This window comes from Halorubrum sp. Boch-26, assembly GCF_029889805.1.
Taxonomy (GTDB): Archaea; Halobacteriota; Halobacteria; order Halobacteriales; family Haloferacaceae; genus Halorubrum.
In genome coordinates this window covers 1-18731 of sequence record NZ_JARANT010000015.1, presented here as the reverse complement: position 1 = coordinate 18731, position 18731 = coordinate 1, and the positions used below count along the sequence as shown (strand labels likewise).

Sequence of the window (18731 nt, the reverse complement as noted above, 5' to 3'; positions counted from 1 at the left end):
TTCTTAACTGACGAGAGTATGAATGAGGGTATGACGAGCACCGACCAACCGGAGGGAGGAGGCCTACTCGACCACGTTCTCCTGCCAGTGGCTCACGAGGAGGACGCGATGGCGACGGCGCAGGCGCTCGGACCGTATCGACCGGAGCGGGTCACGGCGCTGCACGTCGTCGAGAAGGGCGAGGGCGTCCCGGACAAGACGCCCGTCGAACAGTCCGAGGAGCTCGCGGCAGAGTCGTACGACGCGGTCCGATCGGTGTTCCCCGACGCCGGCGAGCACACCGCCTACTCGCGGGACGTCGTGGGCGCCATCTTCGACGCGGTCGACGAGGTCGACGCGACCGCTATCGCCTACCAGTCTCGGGGCGGGAACCGGCTCGTCCAGTTCCTCTCGGGCGACCTCTCTGTGAAGCTCGTGACGAAGTCGCACGTTCCCGTGATCGCGCTCCCGCGCGAGGGATCCACCGAATGAGCGACGAGGAGCTGGCGAAGGACCTCGGTCCCCTCGCCGCACTCACGATCGGGATCGGCACGATGATCGGGGCCGGCATCTTCGTCCTCCCCGGCACCGCGGTCGCGCGTGCCGGTCCGCTCGCGGCGTTCACGTTCGTCCTCGGCGGCGTCATCGCCCTGTTCACGGCGCTGTCCGCCTCCGAGCTCGGGACGGCGATGCCGAAATCGGGCGGCGCGTACTTCTACGTCAACCGGGCGCTCGGACCCATGTTCGGCTCCATCGCGGGGTGGGCGAACTGGCTCGGCCTCGCGTTCGCCTCCGCGTTCTACATGTACGGCTTCGGCGAGTACGTCAACGCGCTCGTCGAGCTCGGACCGGTCGGGATCGGCCCGGTGACGCTGGAGGCCGCGCAGGTGATCGGGCTCGCCGGCGCCCTCCTCTTTATCGCAGTCAACTACTTCGGCGCGAAGGAGACGGGCGGGCTCCAGATCGTCATCGTCATGTCGCTTCTGGGAATCCTCGCCGTCTTCACCGTCGTGGGCCTCTTGAACGCCGACATGGAGTCGCTGCGGCCGATCGCGACGCCCGAGACGACGCCGGAGATACTCCCGGTGACGGGGATCATCTTCGTCTCCTATCTGGGCTTCGTCCAGATCACCTCGGTCGCCGAGGAGATCAAGAACCCGGGCCGGAACCTCCCGCTCGCGGTCCTCGGCTCGGTCGTGATCGTCACGGTCGTCTACGCGCTGTTCCTGCTGGTGTTGCTCGCGGCGGTCCCGAACGAGCTCGTGGCGAACAACGAGACCGCGGTGGTCGATGCCGCCCGCCTCCTGTTCGGTAACTACTCGATCTTCGGCTTCTCGCTGGGCGCCCTCGGCGCCGGAATGTTACTGATCGGCGGACTGCTCGCGACCGCCTCGTCGGCGAACGCGTCGATCCTCTCGTCGTCCCGGATCAACTTCGCGATGGGCCGCGAGAAGATCGTCACTCCGAAGCTCAACGAGATCCACGAGCGGTTCGGCACGCCGTACAAGTCGATCGCGCTCACCGGCGCGCTCATCCTCGTGTTCCTCGTCGCCGGGGGCGTGGAGTCGCTGTCGACGATGGGATCCGTGCTCCACCTCATCGTCTACGGCCTGCTCAACCTCGCGCTCATCGTGATGCGCGAGTCGGGGGTCGAGGGGTACGACCCGGACTTCGAGGTCCCCTTCTACCCGGCCGTCCCGATTATCGGAACGCTGTCGTCGTTCGCGCTGATCATCTACATCGAGCCGACGATCATCCTGATCTCGTTCGGCCTCGTCGCCTTCGCCGTTCTCTGGTACCTGCTGTACGCCCGCAACAAGGTGGAGGCGCGGGGCGTGCTGGGCGCGTGGATCCTCGACCGCTCCGACGAGCTCCCCAAGGCCGCCGTGTCGGCGGCCACGTCGGTCCAGCCGAGCGGCGACGACTACCGCGTGATGGTGCCGCTCGCGAACCCCGCGACCGAGGAGCACCTGATCACGCTCGCGTCGGCCATCGCCAAGCAGCGGGACGGGACGGTCGTCGCGGTCAACATCGCGAACGTGCCCGACCAGACGTCGCTGGAGGCCGCCCGCGACCGCGGCGCCCACGCGGCGGCGCACGACCTGCTGAACAAGGCCCGCGACGACGCCGAGACGTTCGGCGTCGACGTGGAGACGCACGTCGTACTCTCGCACCGCGTGTTCGAAGAGGTGTTCGACGCGGCCCGGACGTACGGCGCGGATATGACGGTGATGGGCTGGGGGGAGGACTCCCACGGGGCGCCCGGCCGCGCGGAGACGGCGGTCGACGAGCTGGCGCGCTCGCTGCCCTCCGACTTCCTCGTGTTCCGCGACCGCGGGTTCGACCCGTCGCGGATCCTCGTGCCGACCGCCGGCGGCCCGTCCTCGGACCTGTCCGGGGCGGTCGCCAAGATGCTTCAGGTCGAGTTCGACGGGGAGGTCACGCTGCTGCACGTCGCCGACGACGAGGCGGCCGGACGGCGGTTCCTCATGGGGTGGGCCGCCGAGCACGACCTCGCGGACGCGACGCTCCGCGTCGAGAGCGGCGACATCGAGGAATCCATCGAGCGCGCAGCGCGGGACGTGACGATGCTGATCATCGGCGCGACCCAGAAAGGGCTGCTCTCGCGGCTGGTGAGCGGCTCGCTCGTGCTACAGGTTCTCGAGGACGTCGAGTGCTCGGTACTGCTCGCCGAGAAGCGCGACGAGCGGGGGATCCGAGCGCGGCTGTTCGGGAGCGGCGCCCGGTCGAACGCCCCGGGCGACGTCGACGCCCCTGAGGCGGACGACGCGACCGCCGAGGCGCGAGGCGACGGCGGGGTGGGGCGGCCGGAAGCAGACGACCGGGCGGAAGCGGACGAGCGGGCGGAGGAGTAGGCGAACGGAGCGATGAGCGAAACAGACGAACGAGCGAACGGACGACCACCGAGGACATAGGGACCGTGTTCGAGACGACGAACGGGTCCCGAGACGAGGGCCCGACGGTCATGGTCGCGGTGTCGAACCCGCACACGGAGAGCGCGCTCATCACACTTGCCGGCGCGATCGCACGGCACGAGGGCGGTCGCGTGCTCGCGACGCACATCGTCACGGTCCCGGACCAGACGTCGCTGGAGAAGGCCGCCGAGGACCGCACCGGTCTCGACGAGTCATCCGAGGAGCTGCTGGCCGCCGCGGCCGCCGACGCCGAGGCGTTCTACGTGCCGATCGAGACGAAGACGATCCTCTCGCACCGCGGGATTGAGGAGGTGTTCGACGCCGCGAGAACGAACGACGCCGACACCGTCGTGATGGGCTACGGCGGGACGCGGTTCGCCGGCGGGCGCGTCGAGGGGTCGCTGGACGAGCTCACCCACGACCTCCCGTGCGACTTCCTCGTCTTAGACGGCCAGCGGCTGGACCTCTCCGACGTGCTCGTCCCGACCGCCGGCGGCCCCTCCTCCGACCTCTCCGCTGAGGTCGCGAGGGCGCTCCGGGACGCCGTCGGCGTCGACGTCTCCCTGCTGTACGTCGTCGAACTGGGGGAGGAGGAGTCCGGCCGGGAGTTCCTCACGGGCTGGGCCGACGGCCACGGTCTGGGCGACGCCGACCTGCGGATCGAGACGGGCGGCGTCGAGGAGACGATCGGCCGCGTCGGCGAGGAGTACAGCCTCGTCATCATCGGCGCGACCGAGCGCGGGCTGCTCTCGCGGATCGTCCGCGGGTCGCTGGCGTTCGAGACGATCGAGAACCTCGACACGCCGGTGCTGCTCGCCGAGCGGCCGTCCGCGCGGTCGCTGTGGGAGCGGCTGTTCGGCGGGCGCTGAGGGCGGGGCGACGAGGACGATCGCTGAGGACGGAAACCGAGGGCGGCCCGTCCCCGCGTTTCGCCGCGGAGCGGTAGGCTTTCGGTGGTCGCTTCTGAACGGGTGACACATGTATCTGATCGTCGTGGGCGCGGGCGACATCGGGACGCCGCTCGTCAAGCTCGCGACCGAGAGCGGCAACGAGGTCGTCGTCATCGAGAGCGACGAGGAGCGCGCGGAGCGGGCGTCGCGGGGGTACGACTGCCTCGTCATCAACGACGACGCGACCTCGAAGGAGACGCTGCAGGACGCCGGCGCCGAGCGCGCGGACGCCCTCATCTCGACGACGGACCAGGACGCGACGAACATCATGGTCTGTCTGCTGGCACAGGAGCTGTCGGTCCCGAACATCGTCTCCGTCGTCCACAACCCCGAGCACATGAACGTGTTCGATCAGATCGGCGTCAACACGATGCAGAACCCGCAGAGCCTGATCGCCGAGTACCTCTACCGGGCGGTGAGCCGTCCCTCAGTCGTCGACTTCATGCACATCGGCGAGGAGGCGGAGGTGTTCGAGATCACCGTGGGGCCCGACGCGCCGATCGCGGGGAAGACGCTGCGCGAGGCGGACGAGGCGGAGCTGATCGGGGAGCAGACCCTGATCGTCGCCGTCGAACGGGACGGGGAGGAGACGCCGATAACGCCGCGCGGGAACACGCGCATCGAGGCGGGCGACCTGCTCACGGTGTACTCCGGGGACGGCGTGACCCCGGAAGTGACGGACGTGTTCGGGCACCCGGAGGACGGCGACTGAGATGGCCGAACGGACCGGCGGCCGAATCCCGGGCGACCTCGGCGTCATCGCCCGCGACGTCGGCTCGCTCCTCCTGATGGAGGCCGGGCTGATGACCGTGACCGTGCTCGTCGCGCTCGGGTTCCGCGAGTTCCACGCCGCGCTCGGCTTCCTCGTCGCGGGCGGCGCGACCGCCCTCGTCGGCGGCGTCGCCAACCGGCGGTTCGCCGACGCCCCGGAGCCGAAGATGAAACACGGGATGGTGATCGCCGCCGGCGGGTGGCTCATGGTCGCCGTCTTCGGCGCCCTCCCGCTGTTCCTCACGGCGTGGCTGACGCCGCCGGCCGTCATGGACGCGTTCGTCCCCGCCGCCGCGGACACGGCCTCGTGGGAGCCGATCGGGGTCGGCGGGACGACGACCCTCTCCAGTCTCGCCTACTTCCGCGACCCGCTGCACGCCTTCTTCGAGAGCATGAGCGGCTGGACCGGGAGCGGCCTGACGATGGCGGTCCACGAGCCGTCGCTGCCGCGGACGGTGCAGTGGTGGCGGTCGTTCATCCAGTGGGTCGGCGGCGTCGGCGTCATCGTCCTCACCGTCTCCATCCTCTCGCGGCCCGGCAGCGGGAGCTACGCGCTCTACCGGAGCGAGGCCCGCGAGCGGAAGATCCACCCGAGCGTCGTCTCGACGGTCCGGACCGTCTGGAAGCTCGTGGTCGGCTACACCCTCCTGTCGTTCGCGGCGCTGTTCGCCGCGATCCGCGCGAGCGAAAGCGACTACGCCGAGTCGCTCTCGCTCGGCGAGACCGCTTGGCAGGCGCTCAACCACGCCATGACCGGCCTGACGACGGGCGGGTTCTCCGTCACGGACAACTCGATCGCGACGTACGGCTCGCCGCTGGTCGAGGCCGTGCTGCTGCCGATCATGATCCTGGGCGCGATCGCGTTCCCGGTCCACTACGTCGTGCTCAGGGACCGGAGCCTCCGCGAGCTGGTGGGGGACCTCCAGACCCGGTGGCTGTTCGCGCTGCTCGCCGCCGGCGTCGCCGCGCTCTCGGCGCAGAACGTCGCGTCGGTTCCGGTGGCCTCCGGCGCGTTCGCGACGGAGTCGTTCCTCTCGTTCCCGGTCCCGCTCCTCGACGGGGCCGGGCTCGACGCGGTCCGGGACTCGACGTTCCAGTGGATCAGCGCGATGACCGCCACCGGCTTCCAGTCGGCCCCGATCGGTCGCTGGGTCGCCGGCGCGAAGGTGGTGGTCGTCGGCGCGATGGTGCTCGGCGGCGCGGCCGGGTCCACCGTCGGCGGCATCAAGATCGTCAGAGCGTACACCGTCGCGCGCGGCATCGTCTGGCAGTTCTCCCGCGTGTTCCTCCCGAGCAACGCCGTCGTCACCGCGCGCATCGGGGACCGCACGCTGGACCGCGAGACGATGGAGCGGGAGTTCAGCGAGGCCGCCATCGTCACCCTGCTGTGGCTCGTCGCGCTCGCGGTCGCCAGCGTCGTGCTCGTCAACGTCGCCGGCCCGGAGTTCGGCTACGCCGACGCCCTGTTCGAGGTCGCCAGCGCCCAGGGCAACGTGGGCCTCTCGTCCGGGATCACCGGCCCGTCGATGTCGCCGGTGGCGGAGGCGATGTTCCTCTTCAACATGTGGATCGGGCGGCTGGAGATCATCCCGGTGCTGGTGTTCATCCGGGCCGGGATCTGGGGGTTAAACCCGTGAGCCGTCCCCCTCGACGCCGCGGGTCCCCGCCGAGCGGGTGATCGGCCCGCCGGCGCCGCCGGCGCGACCGGCGCCCGCGGTCAGTCCCCGTCCGCGTTCACTCGACCGATGAACGACCAGTGGGTCTCGCGGGTCCCGTTGGGCAGGGTCTCTTCGGTGACGTGGTAGAGGTACGGCCCGTGCGGGCAGTCGTCGCAGCCCTCCGAACAGGAGTACTGCTTCACCACCTCGGTGTAGCCGTCGTGTTCGGTCATCCGAAGGATGTCGTCGCCGGCCTCCGCCTCGACCGGGAGCGCCGACTCCTCGTGGTAGTACAGCAGCTCCTGCGCGTGGACGATCGCCTTCCGGAGCTCCTCCGGCGTGCTGTTCGTCAGCTGGTCGACGAGCTTCGGGGGTAATCCCTCGGGCGGAGTCGGTCGATCCGAGTCGTCGGTCATGGTCGAGGGTTGATTCCGAGCCCACATAACAGTCGGTACGGATTCGGTGCGGCGGCGAATCCGCCGGTCGCCCCTTAAAATATAATGAATGTTTATACGAGTTCGGTGGGTAGCTGACGGCATGTACGACGACGAGGAGCTCTCCGAGATCCGCGAGGCCCACGCCGAGTGGGAGGCGGAGACGCTCGATCCGACCCTCGACCGGCACGGCGAGCGCCGCGACCGCTTCGCCACGGTGTCGAACCGTGAGGTCGATCGCTTATACACCCCCGCCGACGTGGCCGACCTCGACTACGGCGAGGACCTCGGCTTCCCCGGCGAGGAGCCGTACACCCGCGGCGTCTACCCGACGATGCACCGCGGGCGGACGTGGACGATGCGGCAGTTCGCCGGCTTCGGCACCGCCGAGGAGACGAACGAGCGCTTCCACTACCTGATCGACGAGGGGCAGACCGGGCTCTCGACCGCCTTCGACATGCCGTCGCTGATGGGGCTCGACTCCGACGACCCCATGTCCCTGGGCGAGGTCGGCAAGGAGGGGGTCGCCGTCGACACGCTCCGCGATATGGAAGTACTGTTCGACGGCATCGACGTGAGCGAGGTGTCCACCTCCTTCACGATCAACCCCACCGCGCCCGTGATCTACGCGATGTACGTCGCCATCGCGGACCAGCAGGGCGTGCCGCGCGATGAGCTTCGAGGGACCCTCCAGAACGACATGCTCAAGGAGTTCATCGCGCAGAAGGAGTGGGTGATCCCGCCGGAGCCCTCACTCGACCTCGTGACCGACACCATCGAGTTCGCGGTCGCGGAGACGCCCAAGTTCAAGCCCATCTCGGTGTCGGGGTACCACATCCGCGAGGCCGGCTCGACCGCGGTCCAGGAGCTCGCGTTCACGCTCGCCGACGGGTTCGCGTACGTCGAGGCGTGTCTCGACCGCGGGCTCGACGTCGACGCGTTCGCGCCGCAGCTCTCCTTCTTTTTCAACTCGCACAACTCCGTCTTCGAGGAGGTGGCGAAGTTCCGCGCCGCCCGCCGAATCTACGCGCGTATCATGGACGAGTGGTACGACGCCGAGGCCGACGCCTCGAAGCAGCTGAAGTTCCACACCCAGACGGCGGGGCAGTCGCTGACGGCCCAGCAACCGCTGAACAACGTCGTCCGCGTCACGCTTCAGGCGCTGGCGGGCGTGCTCGGCGGCACCCAGAGCCTCCACACCAACTCCTTCGACGAGGCGCTGGCGCTCCCCTCCGAGCAGGCCGTCCGGGTCGCGCTCCGCACCCAGCAGATCATCGCCGAGGAGTCGGGCGCGGCCGACATCGTCGACCCCCTCGGGGGGTCGTTCGCGGTGGAGGCGCTCACGGACGAGGTCGAGGCCGAGGCGACGGCGTACATCGAGGAGATCCGAGAGATGGGCGACGGCTCGGTCCGGGACGGCGTGCTCCGCGGGATCGAGCAGGGGTACTTCCACCGCGAGATCCAGCAGGCGTCCTACGAGTACCAGGAGCGGGTCGACGAGGGCGAGGAGACCGTGGTCGGCGTCAACGCCTATCAGGTCGAGGCGGACACGGAGCCCGACCTGCTCCGCGTCGACGAGACGACCCGGGAGCGCCAGCTCGACCGACTGGAGTCGGTGAAGGCGGAGCGCGACGACGACGCGGTCGACGCGGCCTTAGACGACCTCCGCGACGCGGTCGACGCCGGCGAGAACGTGATGCCGGCGATCGTCGCCGCGGTGAAGGCGTACGCGACGATGGGCGAGATCATGGCGGTGTTCGAGGCGGAGTACGGGACGTACCGCGAGCGGATCGGCGTCGCCTGAGCGGGCCCAAAACGGGGACGGCGAGACGGGCGGACCGGAGGCACGCTACGCCGGATCGACCGGGCGGGCCGGAGGCACGCTACGCCGGATCGACCGGGCGGGCCGACTCCGCGCACCACGCGTTGCCTCGGCGGCCCGCGCGCCGGAGATCGAGCTCGACGACCGACCCGGCGTCGAGCGACGAAAGCTCGGCTTCCACGTCGGGGTCGTCGTACTCGACGACGTACAGCGTCCCGTTGCGGGGGTATTCACGGAGGGTGACCGCCCCGTGGTCGTTGCACGCTCTCACGACGGTGTACTTGCCAGTCTGTTCCATCCCGCTCGACGCTACGTAGTGACGTATGTTAACGCTTGTGCGAATGGGTGCCGGAGTCACACGCGACGACCGCGAACGGTTCACTTTAATCGGCGCGTCGCCTCGCTCGGGTATGACGGAGACGGAGGTCTCGGAGGACCACCCGCGGTACGCCTCGCTCGTGACGCGCCACCGCATCGAGGCGGGCGTCGAGGAGGGGATCACCTCGAAGCAGGGGCTCATCGCGCAGGGGCGCGGCGAGGCCTTCGACTACCTCCTCGGCGAACGGACGCTCCCGAGCGCGGACCGCGCCGCGCGCGCCGCCGCGGCGACGCTGCTCGCGGCCGAGCACCCGGTGATCTCGGTGAACGGGAACGTCGCGGCCCTCGCCCCCACGGAGACGGTCGAACTCGCCGAAACGGTCGACGCCGATATCGAGGTGAACCTCTTCAATCACACCGCCGAGCGCGTCGGACGTATCGCCGACCACCTCCGCGAGCACGGCGCCGATGAGGTGAAAGGGCTGACCGGCGACGGCGAGATCCCCGGGCTGTCACACGCCCGCGGCGTCGTCGACGCCGACGGGATCGAGTCGGCGGATGTCGTGGTCGTCCCGCTGGAGGACGGCGACCGCGCCGCGGCGCTCGATTCGATGGGGAAGACGGAGATTGTGATCGACCTCAACCCCGGGAGCCGGTCGCCACGGACCGCGGACGTGCCGATCATCGATAACCTGATCCGGGCGGTACCGAACATCACGGATCACGCGCGGGATCTCGCGGACGCGCCTCCCGAGGAGTTGCGAGAGATCGTCGACGCGTTCGACGCCGACGAGGCACTCGCGGCCGCGGAGGCCGCCATCCGGGACGGTTCGTTCGCGGCGCAGGACGAGACGTAGCCGGATGGGCCGATGTCGGGCGAGACGCAGCCGGGAGGTGTTAAGAATACGACGGGTAGCGCCCTACTACGCCGGAACTGCAAAGTCCACCCCCGACCTAGCACACTCATGGAAATCGACGAGACGGACCGCGCAATTCTCAGAATCCTCCAGGAGGACGCCCGGACGCCGTTCTCGGAGGTCGCGCGTCGGATCGACATGTCGAGCGCGACCGTCCACGACAGGGTGGGACGGATGGAGGAGGCCGGCGTCATTCAGGGGTACCACGCCGAGGTCGACCCCAAGGCGGTCGGATACGGGGTCAGCGCGTTCGTCGGGCTCCGCGTCGAGCAGGGACGCGAAGAGGACGCGCTCGAACGGCTCCGCGACATCGACGGCGTCAGTGAAATCCACCTGACGACCGGCGAGTGGGACGTGATACTGCGCGTCGTCGCCGCCGACACCGATAACCTCCGCGAACTGATGTTCGATGAGATCGCGGAGATAGAGGGCTTCTCCCGTTCCCAGACGATGATCATACTCGGCAGCGATTTCGAGGCCGACGGCCCGCCGATCTGAGCGCAGTCTGACGCGACGAGTCGGGACCGGAACGCTCAACTCGGGCACTCGCCGAACGGGTATCATGAGTACTCGGGTCGCCGAACGGGTGAGGGAGTCGCCGGAGCGGGCGTGGGCGGCGGTCGTCGGCGGGATCGCGCTCCTGCTCGCGATCGGATCGGCCGTCTTCCCACGGGCCGTGTACGACCGCTTCCTCTGGCGGTACTTCTGGGGACCGGTCGTCGCCGACGGTCGGGGGGCGCAGTGCGCCGTTCGGGACGCCGGCGGCACGGAGCTGCTCGGCGGCTCGACGGCGTGTCAGGCGGCCATCGACGCGGGCGAGGTCGTCGCGTTCCCGGGGTACACCACCGTCTCCACGGTGAGCTACGTGGTCGTCCTGCTCGGAATGCTGATCGGCGTGGTCTTCCTGCTCCGCCGGTTGGACATCGGCAACGAACTGCGATTCTTCTACGCGCTGTTCCCGTTCATGCTGCTCGGCGGCGCGCTCCGCACCGTCGAGGACTCGGGCGTCGCCGCGGTCCGCGCCGGCACCGAGCCGCTGATATCGTTCCCCGCGAGCGCGCTGCTGATCAGCCCGTTCATCTACTTCACGGCGTTCGGCGTCACCCTCGGCTGCGTCCTCGCGGCGTACGCGCTGGAGAACCGAGAGATCGTCGACGACTACGCCCGACCGCTGTTCGCGATGGGGACGCTCGCCCTCGCGGCCTCGGTCGGGTACCTCTCGTATCTCGCCGGCGCGACCGACTACGTCGAGTTCTATCCGCAGGTGCTCGGACTCACGCTCGTCATCGCGACCGTCTCGGCCGCGGTCACGTGGAAGCTCGCGACCGCGTACGAACCGACGGTCCGGCAGGGGACGGGCGCGGCGGGGATCGTCATCATCTGGGGGCACGCGATCGACGGCGTCGCCAACGTGATCGGACTCAACTGGATGCCGGCCCTGACCGGGACGGCGAACCTCGTGCCGAAACACGTCGTCAACGCGCTGATCGTCGACTGGACCGCTCGGCTCCTCCCGGACTCGATCCTCGCCGTCACCGGCGACGCGTGGCCGTTCCTCCTCGTGAAGCTCGCGGCCGCGACGTTCGTCGTCTGGGTGTTCAACGGCGAGATGTTCGAGGAGTCGCCGCGCTACACGCTGATGCTGCTTATCACCGTGCTGGCCGTGGGCCTCGGTCCGGGCACGCGGGACATGCTGCGCGCGACGTTCGGGATCTGAGCCGATCCGAATTCGCCGGGACGAACTGAGAGGCGGACGGCAAGCGGGTCGCCGACCGGGGGACGAGCAGCACGCCCCGCGTGACGCGTCTCCGTCGGCGCCTGACGGAATCGCCAAGTGGCCCGAGAACCGAGCCCCGGGCGTGATTGACACACCGCGACGACGCGTGTTAGCGGCGGCGGCGACGGGATCGACGCTCGGGCTCGCCGGCTGCGGCGACCTCGCCGGATCAGATGGCGACGCCGCCGGACAGACTGACGGCGGCGAGGATGGCGGGGCCGGCGACGAGGGTTCCGGGAGCGGACCCGGAGACAGTGAGGCGGCGCGCGCGACGGTCGCGCTCGACGTGCAGGCGGAGATTCAGGCGGCCCGAGAGGAGATCGGAACGCGTGTCGAGGAGGGGAACCTCTCCCGGGAGGACGCGCAGGGGGAACTGCGCGACGCCCAGGCCGATATCATCTCGGCCGCGGTCGAGGAGGTGCGGACGTACGCAGCCGATACCGACGACCTCACCGTGGAGAACGCCAACGAGCGGGCCGGTGCGGTCCTTGTCGCCGGGGCGGCCGCGGCGGTGTTGGGCGCGTTGGAGGCCGGGCCGGTGAACGCGCTGTTGTCCGCCGCCGACTTCCCCGCACCGCGGGAAGGCGGGCAACCGAACGGCTCCTGATTCGGGGCGACCGCGCTCTCGGCGCCGACCCGACTCGGGTGAGGGCCGCAACGGGATGTTATAAATCTCCCCGGGCCGACCGTTCAGGTAATGCTACAGGGGGTCAACGTCGCGCTCGGCGTCTCGGGGAGCATCGCGGCGGTGAAGGTCGTCGAACTCGCCCACGAGCTGCGCCGACAGGGGGCGAGCGTGCGCGCCGTCATGTCTCCGGCGGCGACGAACATCGTCCACCCGTGGGCGGTCGACTTCGCGACCGACGAGCCCGTCGTCACCGAGATCACCGGGAGCGTGGAACACGTGGAGCTGTGCGGCCGCGAGGGCTGGGCCGACGTGCTCCTACTCGCGCCGGCGACCGCGAACACGGCCGGGAAGATCGCGGCCGCCGTGGACGACACGCCCGTGACGACCTGCGCGACGACGGCGCTCGGGGCGGACGTACCGGTCGTGATGGCCCCGGCGATGCACGAACCGATGTACGACCACCCCGGCGTGCTGGAGGCGCTCGACCGGCTGGAGGCGTGGGGCGTGACGTTCGCGGACCCCCGAATCGAGGAGGGGAAGGCGAAGATCGCGGCCGAGGCGGAGATCGTCACGGAGGTCGCCCGCGCGACGACCCCCCAGTCGCTCTCGGGCGCGCACGTCGTTGTCACCGCGGGCGCGACGAAGGAGCGCATCGACCCGATCCGCATCCTGACGAACCGGGCGTCGGGGAAGACCGGCCGGGCGGTCGCCCGCGCGCTCTACGTTCGCGGCGCGAAGGTGACGCTCGTGCAAGACGGTTCGGACGCACCCTACGCCGACGTCGTCGCCGTCGAGACCGCAGACGAGATGATGGCGGCGTGTCGACGGGCCGCGGCCACGGCGGACGCGCTGGTCTCCGCGGCGGCCATCTCCGACTTCACCGCCGACGCCGTCGACCAGAAGATCCGGTCGGGATCGCCGCTCTCCGTCGACCTCCGCCCCACGCCGAAGCTCATCGACTCGGTGCGAGAGGCGTATCCGGACCTGCCGATCGTCGGGTTCAAGGCCGAGACGTCTGGCGACGACGACGGGATGGTCGCGGAGGCCGAGGGGATCCGCGACCGCGTCGATCTCGCCTTTGTCGTCGCCAACGACGCGAGCGTGATGGGCGACGACGAGACGCGCGTCCTCCTCGTGGGTGCCGAGGGGACCGAGCCGGAGGAGGCGGCCGGCTCGAAAGATCGCGTCGCCGGGCGGATCGCCGACCGACTCGCAGTCGTACTGGGGCGAGAAGCGGACTCCTGACCGTCGCCGCTCGTCGCCGCCACCGCGGCCGGTCCGCCGATATCGACTGGGATACAAACTGTTTTGAGGCGGTAGGGAAAGGATCCCGGTAGTGATACCCATATGCCCAGAGACGGTCGACTCCGGACCCGTCGGAGGTGTGGTGGGTGACTGACACCGACGACGCAAACGGGGCCGTCACGGACGACGCCGGTGCGGCCGAAACCGATGCGGCCGGCGCGGAACGGCGACCGACGGTCGTCGTCCCCGTCGAACCGTCACCGACGCTCCGTGCGACCGTCGCACACGTCGTCGAGGCCGCAGTCGACGGCGAGTTCTCCGTGGTCCACTTCGTGGAAATCGCCTCGTGGCGCGACGGTGACCCGGGCTCCGGTGACCGAACCGCCGAGGCCCGGCGCGTCCTCGAACGGGTGGTCGCGTGGGCCGAGGCGGACCTCGACGACGCCGACGGCGACACGGGCGACGGCGTGACCGTCGTCTCGACGCTGATCGGCGCCGACGAGTACCTGTTCGGCCCGGACGACTACGTCGACGTGATCGCCGAGTACGCCGAGGACCAGGGCGCCGACACGGTGGTGCTCGACCCCGAGTACACGCCGGTCGGCAACACGGCGTTGCTCCAGCCGCTGGAGTTCGCGCTCTCGAACACGCCGCTGGCCGTTCGGACGGCGCCGGTCGGTCGACCGACCCGGCGGGAGCGGCTCCGGAGCGAGGCGACGGGCGTGCGGTTCGCGGCGATGTTCGGGCTCTCTCTCGCCTTTTATTTCGTCCTCGGCGACCCGCTCTACTGGTTCGACTGGGTGACTGGCGTCGCCACCGCGGTCATCGTCTCGATCACCCTCTCTCAGATCAGCTTCGACGCCGACCCGGGCGTCCCGCGGACGCCACAGCGGCTGGTCCGCGGCGCGATCTACGTCCCCGTCCTGCTGTACGAGATCGTCGTGGCGAATCTGGTGGTCGCTCGCGTGATACTCGACCCGCGGCTCCCGATCGACCCGACGCTGAACCGCGTCCGCGTGATCGTGGGAAGCGGGCTCCCGCTGATGACGCTCGCGAACTCGATCACGCTGACGCCGGGAACGCTGACGGTCCGTGCGCGCGACAGCAACCTGTACGTCCACTCGCTGGTGCCGTGGGCACGCGAGGGGCTGTTCGACGGCTCGCTGGAGCGGTGGACGCGCTTCGTCTACTACGGGCGCTCGGCGGCGCGCCTACCTACGCCGCGTGAACGTGAGGACTACGCGGTTCTGCAGGGTCCTGACGCCACCGAAGAGCTACCCATCGCCGCTGCGGACGGCGGTGCGACTCCCGGCGACGAGACGGGGGCGCCACCCGATGAGGCTGCGGCGACCGCCGACGGCGACGAGACGAACGCCGGGGACGAAGGGGTGACCGACGAGTGACGCTCGTCGATGCCACGGTCGCCGCCGGCTACACGGTCGGCGACTTCCTGCTTCTCGCGGCCGCCGGATTCACCGTGCTCGCGATCGGCATGCTGTACCGTGCGGTGAAGGGCCCGACGATGCAAGACCGAGTTCTCGCGGTGAACGTCCTCGGGACGAACACCGTCGTCATCCTCGCGCTTCTGGCCGCGGCGCTCTCGGAGCCGACGTTCCTTGACATCGCACTCGTGTACGCGCTGTTGAACTTCCTGATGGCGATCGCCATCTCGAAGTTCACGGTCGAGCGGGGTGGTGTGCTGTGATGGACGCGGTCGGGACGCTCCGCGTCTGGCTGATCGTCGCGTTCACCCTGCTCGGGCTGTTCTTCAGCCTCGTCTCGATGACCGGCGTGCTCCGGCTGCCCGATGTGTACTCGCGCGCGCACACCGCCTCCCAGGCGGACACGCTCGGCGCGGGTTTCGGACTCGCCGCCGTGGCGCTGGCCATCGGTCTGGAGGGCGCCGGTTTCAAGACGGTGCTGCTGTTGTTCTTCATCTTCGTGACGAACCCGACGGCCGCCCACGCGATCTCTCGGGCGGCCTTCGAGGAGGGGATCGTGCCGTGGACCGAGGGGGACGATCGGCGATGACGGGGTCCACTCTGGCAGCGCCGATCGTCGCCCAGATCACCGCCATCGAGGCGAGTCTGCTGGCGTTCGTGGTGTTGACAGCGCTCGCGACGGCCCTCGCTCGCGACGTGCTCGCGGCGGTCATCGTGTTCGGCGCGTACAGCCTCGGGATGGCCGCGCTGTACACGTTCTACCGCGCGCCGGACGTGGCGCTGACGGAGGCGGCGATCTCAGCCGGCGTGACCACCGTCCTACTCGTCTTGACCCTCGCGAAGACGACCCGGATCGACCACGATGTCGCCTTCGAGTCGGTGAACCTCCCGGCCGTCGGCGCGGTCGGGCTGCTGTTCGGCGGATTGCTGCTCACGATGGGCGACGTGCCGGCGGTCGGCTCGCCCGACGCGCCGGTGTGGTCGAACCCGGACGTGAGCCAGTGGTACCTCAGCGAGTCGTACGCACAGACCGGGGTCGAGAACACGGTGATGGCCGTGCTGGCGGCGTTCCGCGGGTTCGACACCTTCGGCGAGGCGGTCGTCGTCTTCGCCGGCGGGATCGCGGCACTCATCGTGCTCCACCGGGAGGTGTTCGCATGAGCGACGCCCGCCCCGAGGACGACGGCGACGCCGAGGGCGCTCCGCCTCACCGGACGCGCTCCCGGTCCGTGCAGCTCGACTCCGAACGGCGTCAGGGCACGCCGTACACGGAGAGTCAGGTGATCATGCCCACCGTGAAGATCGTGGCGCCGTTCGCGTTCACCTACGGCCTGTTCATCACCTTTCACGGTAGCGGCTCGCCCGGTGGCGGGTTCCAGGGCGGCGCGATCATGGCCGCGGTCGTGTTCATGATCGCGTTCGCATTCGGGATCGAGGCGACCCGCGACTGGCTCGCCAACACCGTCGTCGTCGCGCTCGCGGTCGGCGGGGCGCTGGCGTTCGCGGGTATCGGGCTTGTACCGGTGGCACGCGGCGGCGCGTTCCTCCAGTACGACCTGCTGCCGATCCCGGTGAAGTACGGGTTAGAGAGCGTCGAGATCTTCGGCATCGCGGCCATCGTGAGCGGCGTGCTCATGGGACTGTTCTTCCTGCTCGCGAACGGGTTCAACTCGGACGAGGGCGGCTTCGGCGACGACGACGCCGAGAGCGACGACGAGGAGCGCGACGAGCCCGACACGCCGGACGCGGGTCGCACCACCGTCGCCGACGGAGGTGAGCGATGACGGGCGTCGCGGACGCCGGAATCGACGCTACCGACGTCGCCGCCGGCGTCGCGTCCGCGGGAGCGCTCGACGTCCTCGCGACGCGGCACGCCTACGTCGCGTTCGCGCTGCTGCTCTGTGTGGGGCTCTACATGATGATAGCCAACCCTCACCTCGTGAAGAAGGTCATCGGACTCAACCTGTTCCAGACGGCGATCTTCCTGCTGTTCATCGCCTCGGCGTACGTCGAGGGCGGCGCGATCCCGATCGTCCACTCCGGGGAGGCTGAGACCGTGACGTTCGTCAGCCCGCTCCCGCACGTGATCGTGCTCACCGCCATCGTCGTCGGCGTGAGCCTCACGGCCGTGGGGCTCGCGCTCTGCATCCGGATCTACGACGAGTACGGGACGCTCCGGACCGACACGCTCCGCGATCTGATGCGCGACGAGGGGGCGCTTCCGACCGGACCGACGGTCGAGCGCGACGCGGATACGCCCGCCGGCGACGCGACGGGTGCGACCGCGTCCGCCGCCGGCAACGACGCCGCGACGGACGGGGGTGCGAGCGATGACTGACGTGCTCCTGCCGCTGACGGTCGCGGTTCCGATCGTGGCGGCGACCCTCCCGATCGCGCTCGGGCTGCGATACGACGACGTCGGCTGGCCGATCGCCGCGGTCGCGACGACGGCCGTCGTCGGTATCGCGACCGCGATCGGGGTCGAGGTCGCGCTCGGTGGACGGTTCACCCACGCGCTCGGCACGTATCAGCCGCCGATCGGGATCGAGCTCGTGGCCGACGAGCTGTCGGCCGCGGTGCTCGCGCTGATCGCGGTCGTCTCGCTGGCGACGCTCGCGTTCTCGCGGGTGGCCGGCCCGCGCGGGAACTCCTTTTACAGCGCGTACCTCCTCTTGGTCGGGGGGCTCTCGGGGATGGCGCTCACGGGCGACCTGTTCAACATGTTCGTCTTCCTCGAGATCGTCGGGATCACGACGTACGCGCTCATCGCGGCCGACCGCTCGGGCGCGAGCGCGTACGCCTCGCTGAAGTACCTCGTGGTCGGAACCGTCGGTGCCTCGCTGTACCTCGTCGGCGTCGGCTACGCGTTCCTCGCGACCGGGACGCTGAACATGCTCGACATGCAGGAACAGATCGTCGCGCAGGCGGGGTACGGCGACCCGCTGATACAGGCGAGCTACGCGCTGATAGTCGCCGGGCTCGCGCTGAAGATCGCGTTATTCCCGGTTCACACCTGGCAGCCGGACGCCTACCAGCGCGCGCCGGACGCCGTCACGGCGGTCGTGGCCGCGCTCGTGTCGACGACGAGCGCGTACGCGCTGATTCGGGTGACCTACACCGTCTTCACCGTCGACTTCCTCGCCGCGAACGACGCGATCACGACGGCGATGCTCGTCGTCTCCGGGACGTCGATCCTCGCCGGGTCGGTGCTCGCCGCGATGCAGTCCGACCTCAAGCGGATGTTCGCGTACTCCTCGGTCGCGCAGTTCGGGATGATCGGGGCCGCGATCGCGTTGGCGAACGAGACCGCGCTGCTCGGCGGGATCGTCCACCTCGTGGGGCACGGCCTCCTGAAGTTCGGGCTGTTCCTCGGGATCGGTACCCTCGCGCTCGGCTACGGCGTCCGTCGGATCGAGGACGCCGCGAGCGCCGCGCGCGAGGCGCCGTTCACGGCCGGGGCGATCGCCTTACTCGGCCTGGGGCTCGTCGGGATCCCGCCGTCGGTCGGCTTCCTCGGGAAGTGGTACATCGGCGTCGGCGCGGTCGAGTCCAGTATGGCCGGCGCCGGGCCGGCCGGAATCGGGATCGCCGTCGTGATCTTCGTCAGCACGCTGTTCACGCTGTCGTACGTCGCGCGGCTGATCGAACGGTTCTACTTCGCCGGCGTCGGGCTCCCCGGCGGCCACGGCGACGGCGCGGTCGGTCACGGCGATGACACGACCGGCGGGCCCGACGACGACCCCGCCGGCGTGGCCGCCGACGGCGGGCACGACGACGCCGCGGGCGACGACGCCGCGGCCGACGGTCACCAGCCCGTCACGCCCGTGGAGGGCGCGCCGAGAGCGACGCTGGTG

19 protein-coding genes and 1 pseudogene are annotated in these 18731 nt (G+C 69.8%); 18 read left to right on the top strand and 2 right to left on the bottom strand.

The window, feature by feature from the left end; genetic code table 11:
* Nucleotides 1–30: 30 nt before the first annotated feature.
* The 5 genes and pseudogenes from OQF71_RS03815 (at nt 31) to OQF71_RS03795 (ending at nt 6273) form a co-directional block, all read left to right on the top strand.
* Nucleotides 31–471 (top strand): universal stress protein, encoded by a 441-nt coding sequence (locus tag OQF71_RS03815; protein WP_280585911.1) that lies wholly within the window; start codon nt 31–33, stop codon nt 469–471.
* On the top strand, nt 468–2855 hold the full coding sequence (locus OQF71_RS03810) for an amino acid permease (RefSeq protein ID WP_280585910.1): 2388 nt from the start codon (nt 468–470) through the stop codon (nt 2853–2855). The genes OQF71_RS03815 and OQF71_RS03810 overlap by 4 nt, the downstream gene beginning before the upstream one ends.
* A gap of 95 nt (nt 2856–2950) precedes the next feature.
* A pseudogene (locus tag OQF71_RS03805) lies at nt 2951–3784 on the top strand (universal stress protein); the annotation flags it as partial.
* A gap of 109 nt (nt 3785–3893) precedes the next feature.
* The gene (locus tag OQF71_RS03800; protein ID WP_280585908.1) at nt 3894–4577 is read left to right on the top strand and encodes a TrkA family potassium uptake protein; all 684 of its coding nucleotides are present in this window, start codon (nt 3894–3896) and stop codon (nt 4575–4577) included.
* A gap of 1 nt (nt 4578) precedes the next feature.
* Nucleotides 4579–6273 carry a potassium transporter TrkG gene (locus OQF71_RS03795; protein WP_280585907.1) on the top strand — a complete coding sequence of 565 codons (1695 nt, stop codon included), beginning with the start codon at nt 4579–4581 and terminating at the stop codon, nt 6271–6273.
* 80 nt (nt 6274–6353) lie between these two features.
* Here OQF71_RS03795 and OQF71_RS03790 read toward each other — a convergent pair whose 3' ends face one another.
* The gene (locus OQF71_RS03790) at nt 6354–6710 is read right to left on the bottom strand and encodes a hypothetical protein (RefSeq protein ID WP_280585905.1); all 357 of its coding nucleotides are present in this window, start codon (nt 6708–6710) and stop codon (nt 6354–6356) included.
* 121 nt (nt 6711–6831) lie between these two features.
* On the opposite strand from OQF71_RS03790, the gene OQF71_RS03785 reads away from it, so the two are divergent.
* Nucleotides 6832–8532 carry a methylmalonyl-CoA mutase family protein gene (locus OQF71_RS03785; RefSeq protein ID WP_280585903.1) on the top strand — a complete coding sequence of 567 codons (1701 nt, stop codon included), beginning with the start codon at nt 6832–6834 and terminating at the stop codon, nt 8530–8532.
* Nucleotides 8533–8611: 79 nt separating this feature from the next.
* Here OQF71_RS03785 and OQF71_RS03780 read toward each other — a convergent pair whose 3' ends face one another.
* Entirely contained in the window at nt 8612–8848 is a 237-nt protein-coding gene (locus OQF71_RS03780) for a hypothetical protein (protein WP_280585902.1), read from the bottom strand.
* Nucleotides 8849–8960: 112 nt separating this feature from the next.
* Between OQF71_RS03780 and OQF71_RS03775 the strand changes: the two genes are divergently transcribed.
* The 12 genes from OQF71_RS03775 to OQF71_RS03720 form a co-directional block, all read left to right on the top strand.
* The gene (locus OQF71_RS03775) at nt 8961–9725 is read left to right on the top strand and encodes a 4-phosphopantoate--beta-alanine ligase (RefSeq protein ID WP_280585901.1); all 765 of its coding nucleotides are present in this window, start codon (nt 8961–8963) and stop codon (nt 9723–9725) included.
* Between the two features lie 108 nt (nt 9726–9833).
* Complete coding sequence (locus OQF71_RS03770) at nt 9834–10283, top strand: Lrp/AsnC family transcriptional regulator (protein ID WP_280585900.1); 450 nt, start codon at nt 9834–9836, stop codon at nt 10281–10283.
* A 64-nt stretch (nt 10284–10347) separates the two neighbouring features.
* Nucleotides 10348–11502: a DUF63 family protein gene (locus OQF71_RS03765; protein ID WP_280585899.1), complete on the top strand. Its 1155-nt coding sequence runs from the start codon at nt 10348–10350 to the stop codon at nt 11500–11502.
* Nucleotides 11503–11644: 142 nt separating this feature from the next.
* Complete coding sequence (locus tag OQF71_RS03760; protein WP_280585898.1) at nt 11645–12169, top strand: hypothetical protein; 525 nt, start codon at nt 11645–11647, stop codon at nt 12167–12169.
* A 90-nt stretch (nt 12170–12259) separates the two neighbouring features.
* Complete coding sequence (gene coaBC / locus OQF71_RS03755; protein WP_280585896.1) at nt 12260–13435, top strand: bifunctional phosphopantothenoylcysteine decarboxylase/phosphopantothenate--cysteine ligase CoaBC; 1176 nt, start codon at nt 12260–12262, stop codon at nt 13433–13435.
* Between the two features lie 146 nt (nt 13436–13581).
* Nucleotides 13582–14838 (top strand): monovalent cation/H+ antiporter subunit E, encoded by a 1257-nt coding sequence (locus tag OQF71_RS03750; protein ID WP_280585895.1) that lies wholly within the window; start codon nt 13582–13584, stop codon nt 14836–14838.
* Nucleotides 14835–15140 carry a cation:proton antiporter gene (locus tag OQF71_RS03745; protein WP_280585894.1) on the top strand — a complete coding sequence of 102 codons (306 nt, stop codon included), beginning with the start codon at nt 14835–14837 and terminating at the stop codon, nt 15138–15140. Before OQF71_RS03750 ends, OQF71_RS03745 begins: the two co-directional genes overlap by 4 nt.
* On the top strand, nt 15140–15466 hold the full coding sequence (mnhG, locus tag OQF71_RS03740) for a monovalent cation/H(+) antiporter subunit G (protein WP_280585892.1): 327 nt from the start codon (nt 15140–15142) through the stop codon (nt 15464–15466). The genes OQF71_RS03745 and mnhG overlap by 1 nt, the downstream gene beginning before the upstream one ends.
* Nucleotides 15463–16038, top strand: coding sequence for a DUF4040 domain-containing protein (locus OQF71_RS03735; RefSeq protein WP_280585891.1), 576 nt, complete (start codon nt 15463–15465; stop codon nt 16036–16038). Before mnhG ends, OQF71_RS03735 begins: the two co-directional genes overlap by 4 nt.
* Nucleotides 16035–16661 carry an MnhB domain-containing protein gene (locus OQF71_RS03730; protein WP_280585890.1) on the top strand — a complete coding sequence of 209 codons (627 nt, stop codon included), beginning with the start codon at nt 16035–16037 and terminating at the stop codon, nt 16659–16661. The genes OQF71_RS03735 and OQF71_RS03730 overlap by 4 nt, the downstream gene beginning before the upstream one ends.
* Entirely contained in the window at nt 16658–17215 is a 558-nt protein-coding gene (locus OQF71_RS03725) for a cation:proton antiporter subunit C (RefSeq protein WP_280585889.1), read from the top strand. Before OQF71_RS03730 ends, OQF71_RS03725 begins: the two co-directional genes overlap by 4 nt.
* A partial coding sequence (locus OQF71_RS03720; protein WP_280585888.1) for a proton-conducting transporter membrane subunit occupies nt 17208–18731 on the top strand: 1524 nt, incomplete at its 3' end. The genes OQF71_RS03725 and OQF71_RS03720, both read left to right, overlap by 8 nt.

Coding starts and splice junctions, on each gene's coding strand:
- OQF71_RS03780 (WP_280585902.1), bottom strand. CDS start 8,848: ATGGAACAGACTGGCAAGTACACCGTCGTGAGAGCGTGCAACGACCAC.
- OQF71_RS03775 (WP_280585901.1), top strand. CDS start 8,961: ATGACGGAGACGGAGGTCTCGGAGGACCACCCGCGGTACGCCTCGCTC.
- OQF71_RS03810 (WP_280585910.1), top strand. CDS start 468: ATGAGCGACGAGGAGCTGGCGAAGGACCTCGGTCCCCTCGCCGCACTC.
- mnhG (WP_280585892.1), top strand. CDS start 15,140: ATGGACGCGGTCGGGACGCTCCGCGTCTGGCTGATCGTCGCGTTCACC.
- OQF71_RS03795 (WP_280585907.1), top strand. CDS start 4,579: ATGGCCGAACGGACCGGCGGCCGAATCCCGGGCGACCTCGGCGTCATC.
- OQF71_RS03725 (WP_280585889.1), top strand. CDS start 16,658: ATGACGGGCGTCGCGGACGCCGGAATCGACGCTACCGACGTCGCCGCC.
- OQF71_RS03735 (WP_280585891.1), top strand. CDS start 15,463: ATGACGGGGTCCACTCTGGCAGCGCCGATCGTCGCCCAGATCACCGCC.
- OQF71_RS03770 (WP_280585900.1), top strand. CDS start 9,834: ATGGAAATCGACGAGACGGACCGCGCAATTCTCAGAATCCTCCAGGAG.
- OQF71_RS03785 (WP_280585903.1), top strand. CDS start 6,832: ATGTACGACGACGAGGAGCTCTCCGAGATCCGCGAGGCCCACGCCGAG.
- coaBC (WP_280585896.1), top strand. CDS start 12,260: ATGCTACAGGGGGTCAACGTCGCGCTCGGCGTCTCGGGGAGCATCGCG.
- OQF71_RS03730 (WP_280585890.1), top strand. CDS start 16,035: ATGAGCGACGCCCGCCCCGAGGACGACGGCGACGCCGAGGGCGCTCCG.
- OQF71_RS03790 (WP_280585905.1), bottom strand. CDS start 6,710: ATGACCGACGACTCGGATCGACCGACTCCGCCCGAGGGATTACCCCCG.
- OQF71_RS03800 (WP_280585908.1), top strand. CDS start 3,894: ATGTATCTGATCGTCGTGGGCGCGGGCGACATCGGGACGCCGCTCGTC.
- OQF71_RS03815 (WP_280585911.1), top strand. CDS start 31: ATGACGAGCACCGACCAACCGGAGGGAGGAGGCCTACTCGACCACGTT.
- OQF71_RS03765 (WP_280585899.1), top strand. CDS start 10,348: ATGAGTACTCGGGTCGCCGAACGGGTGAGGGAGTCGCCGGAGCGGGCG.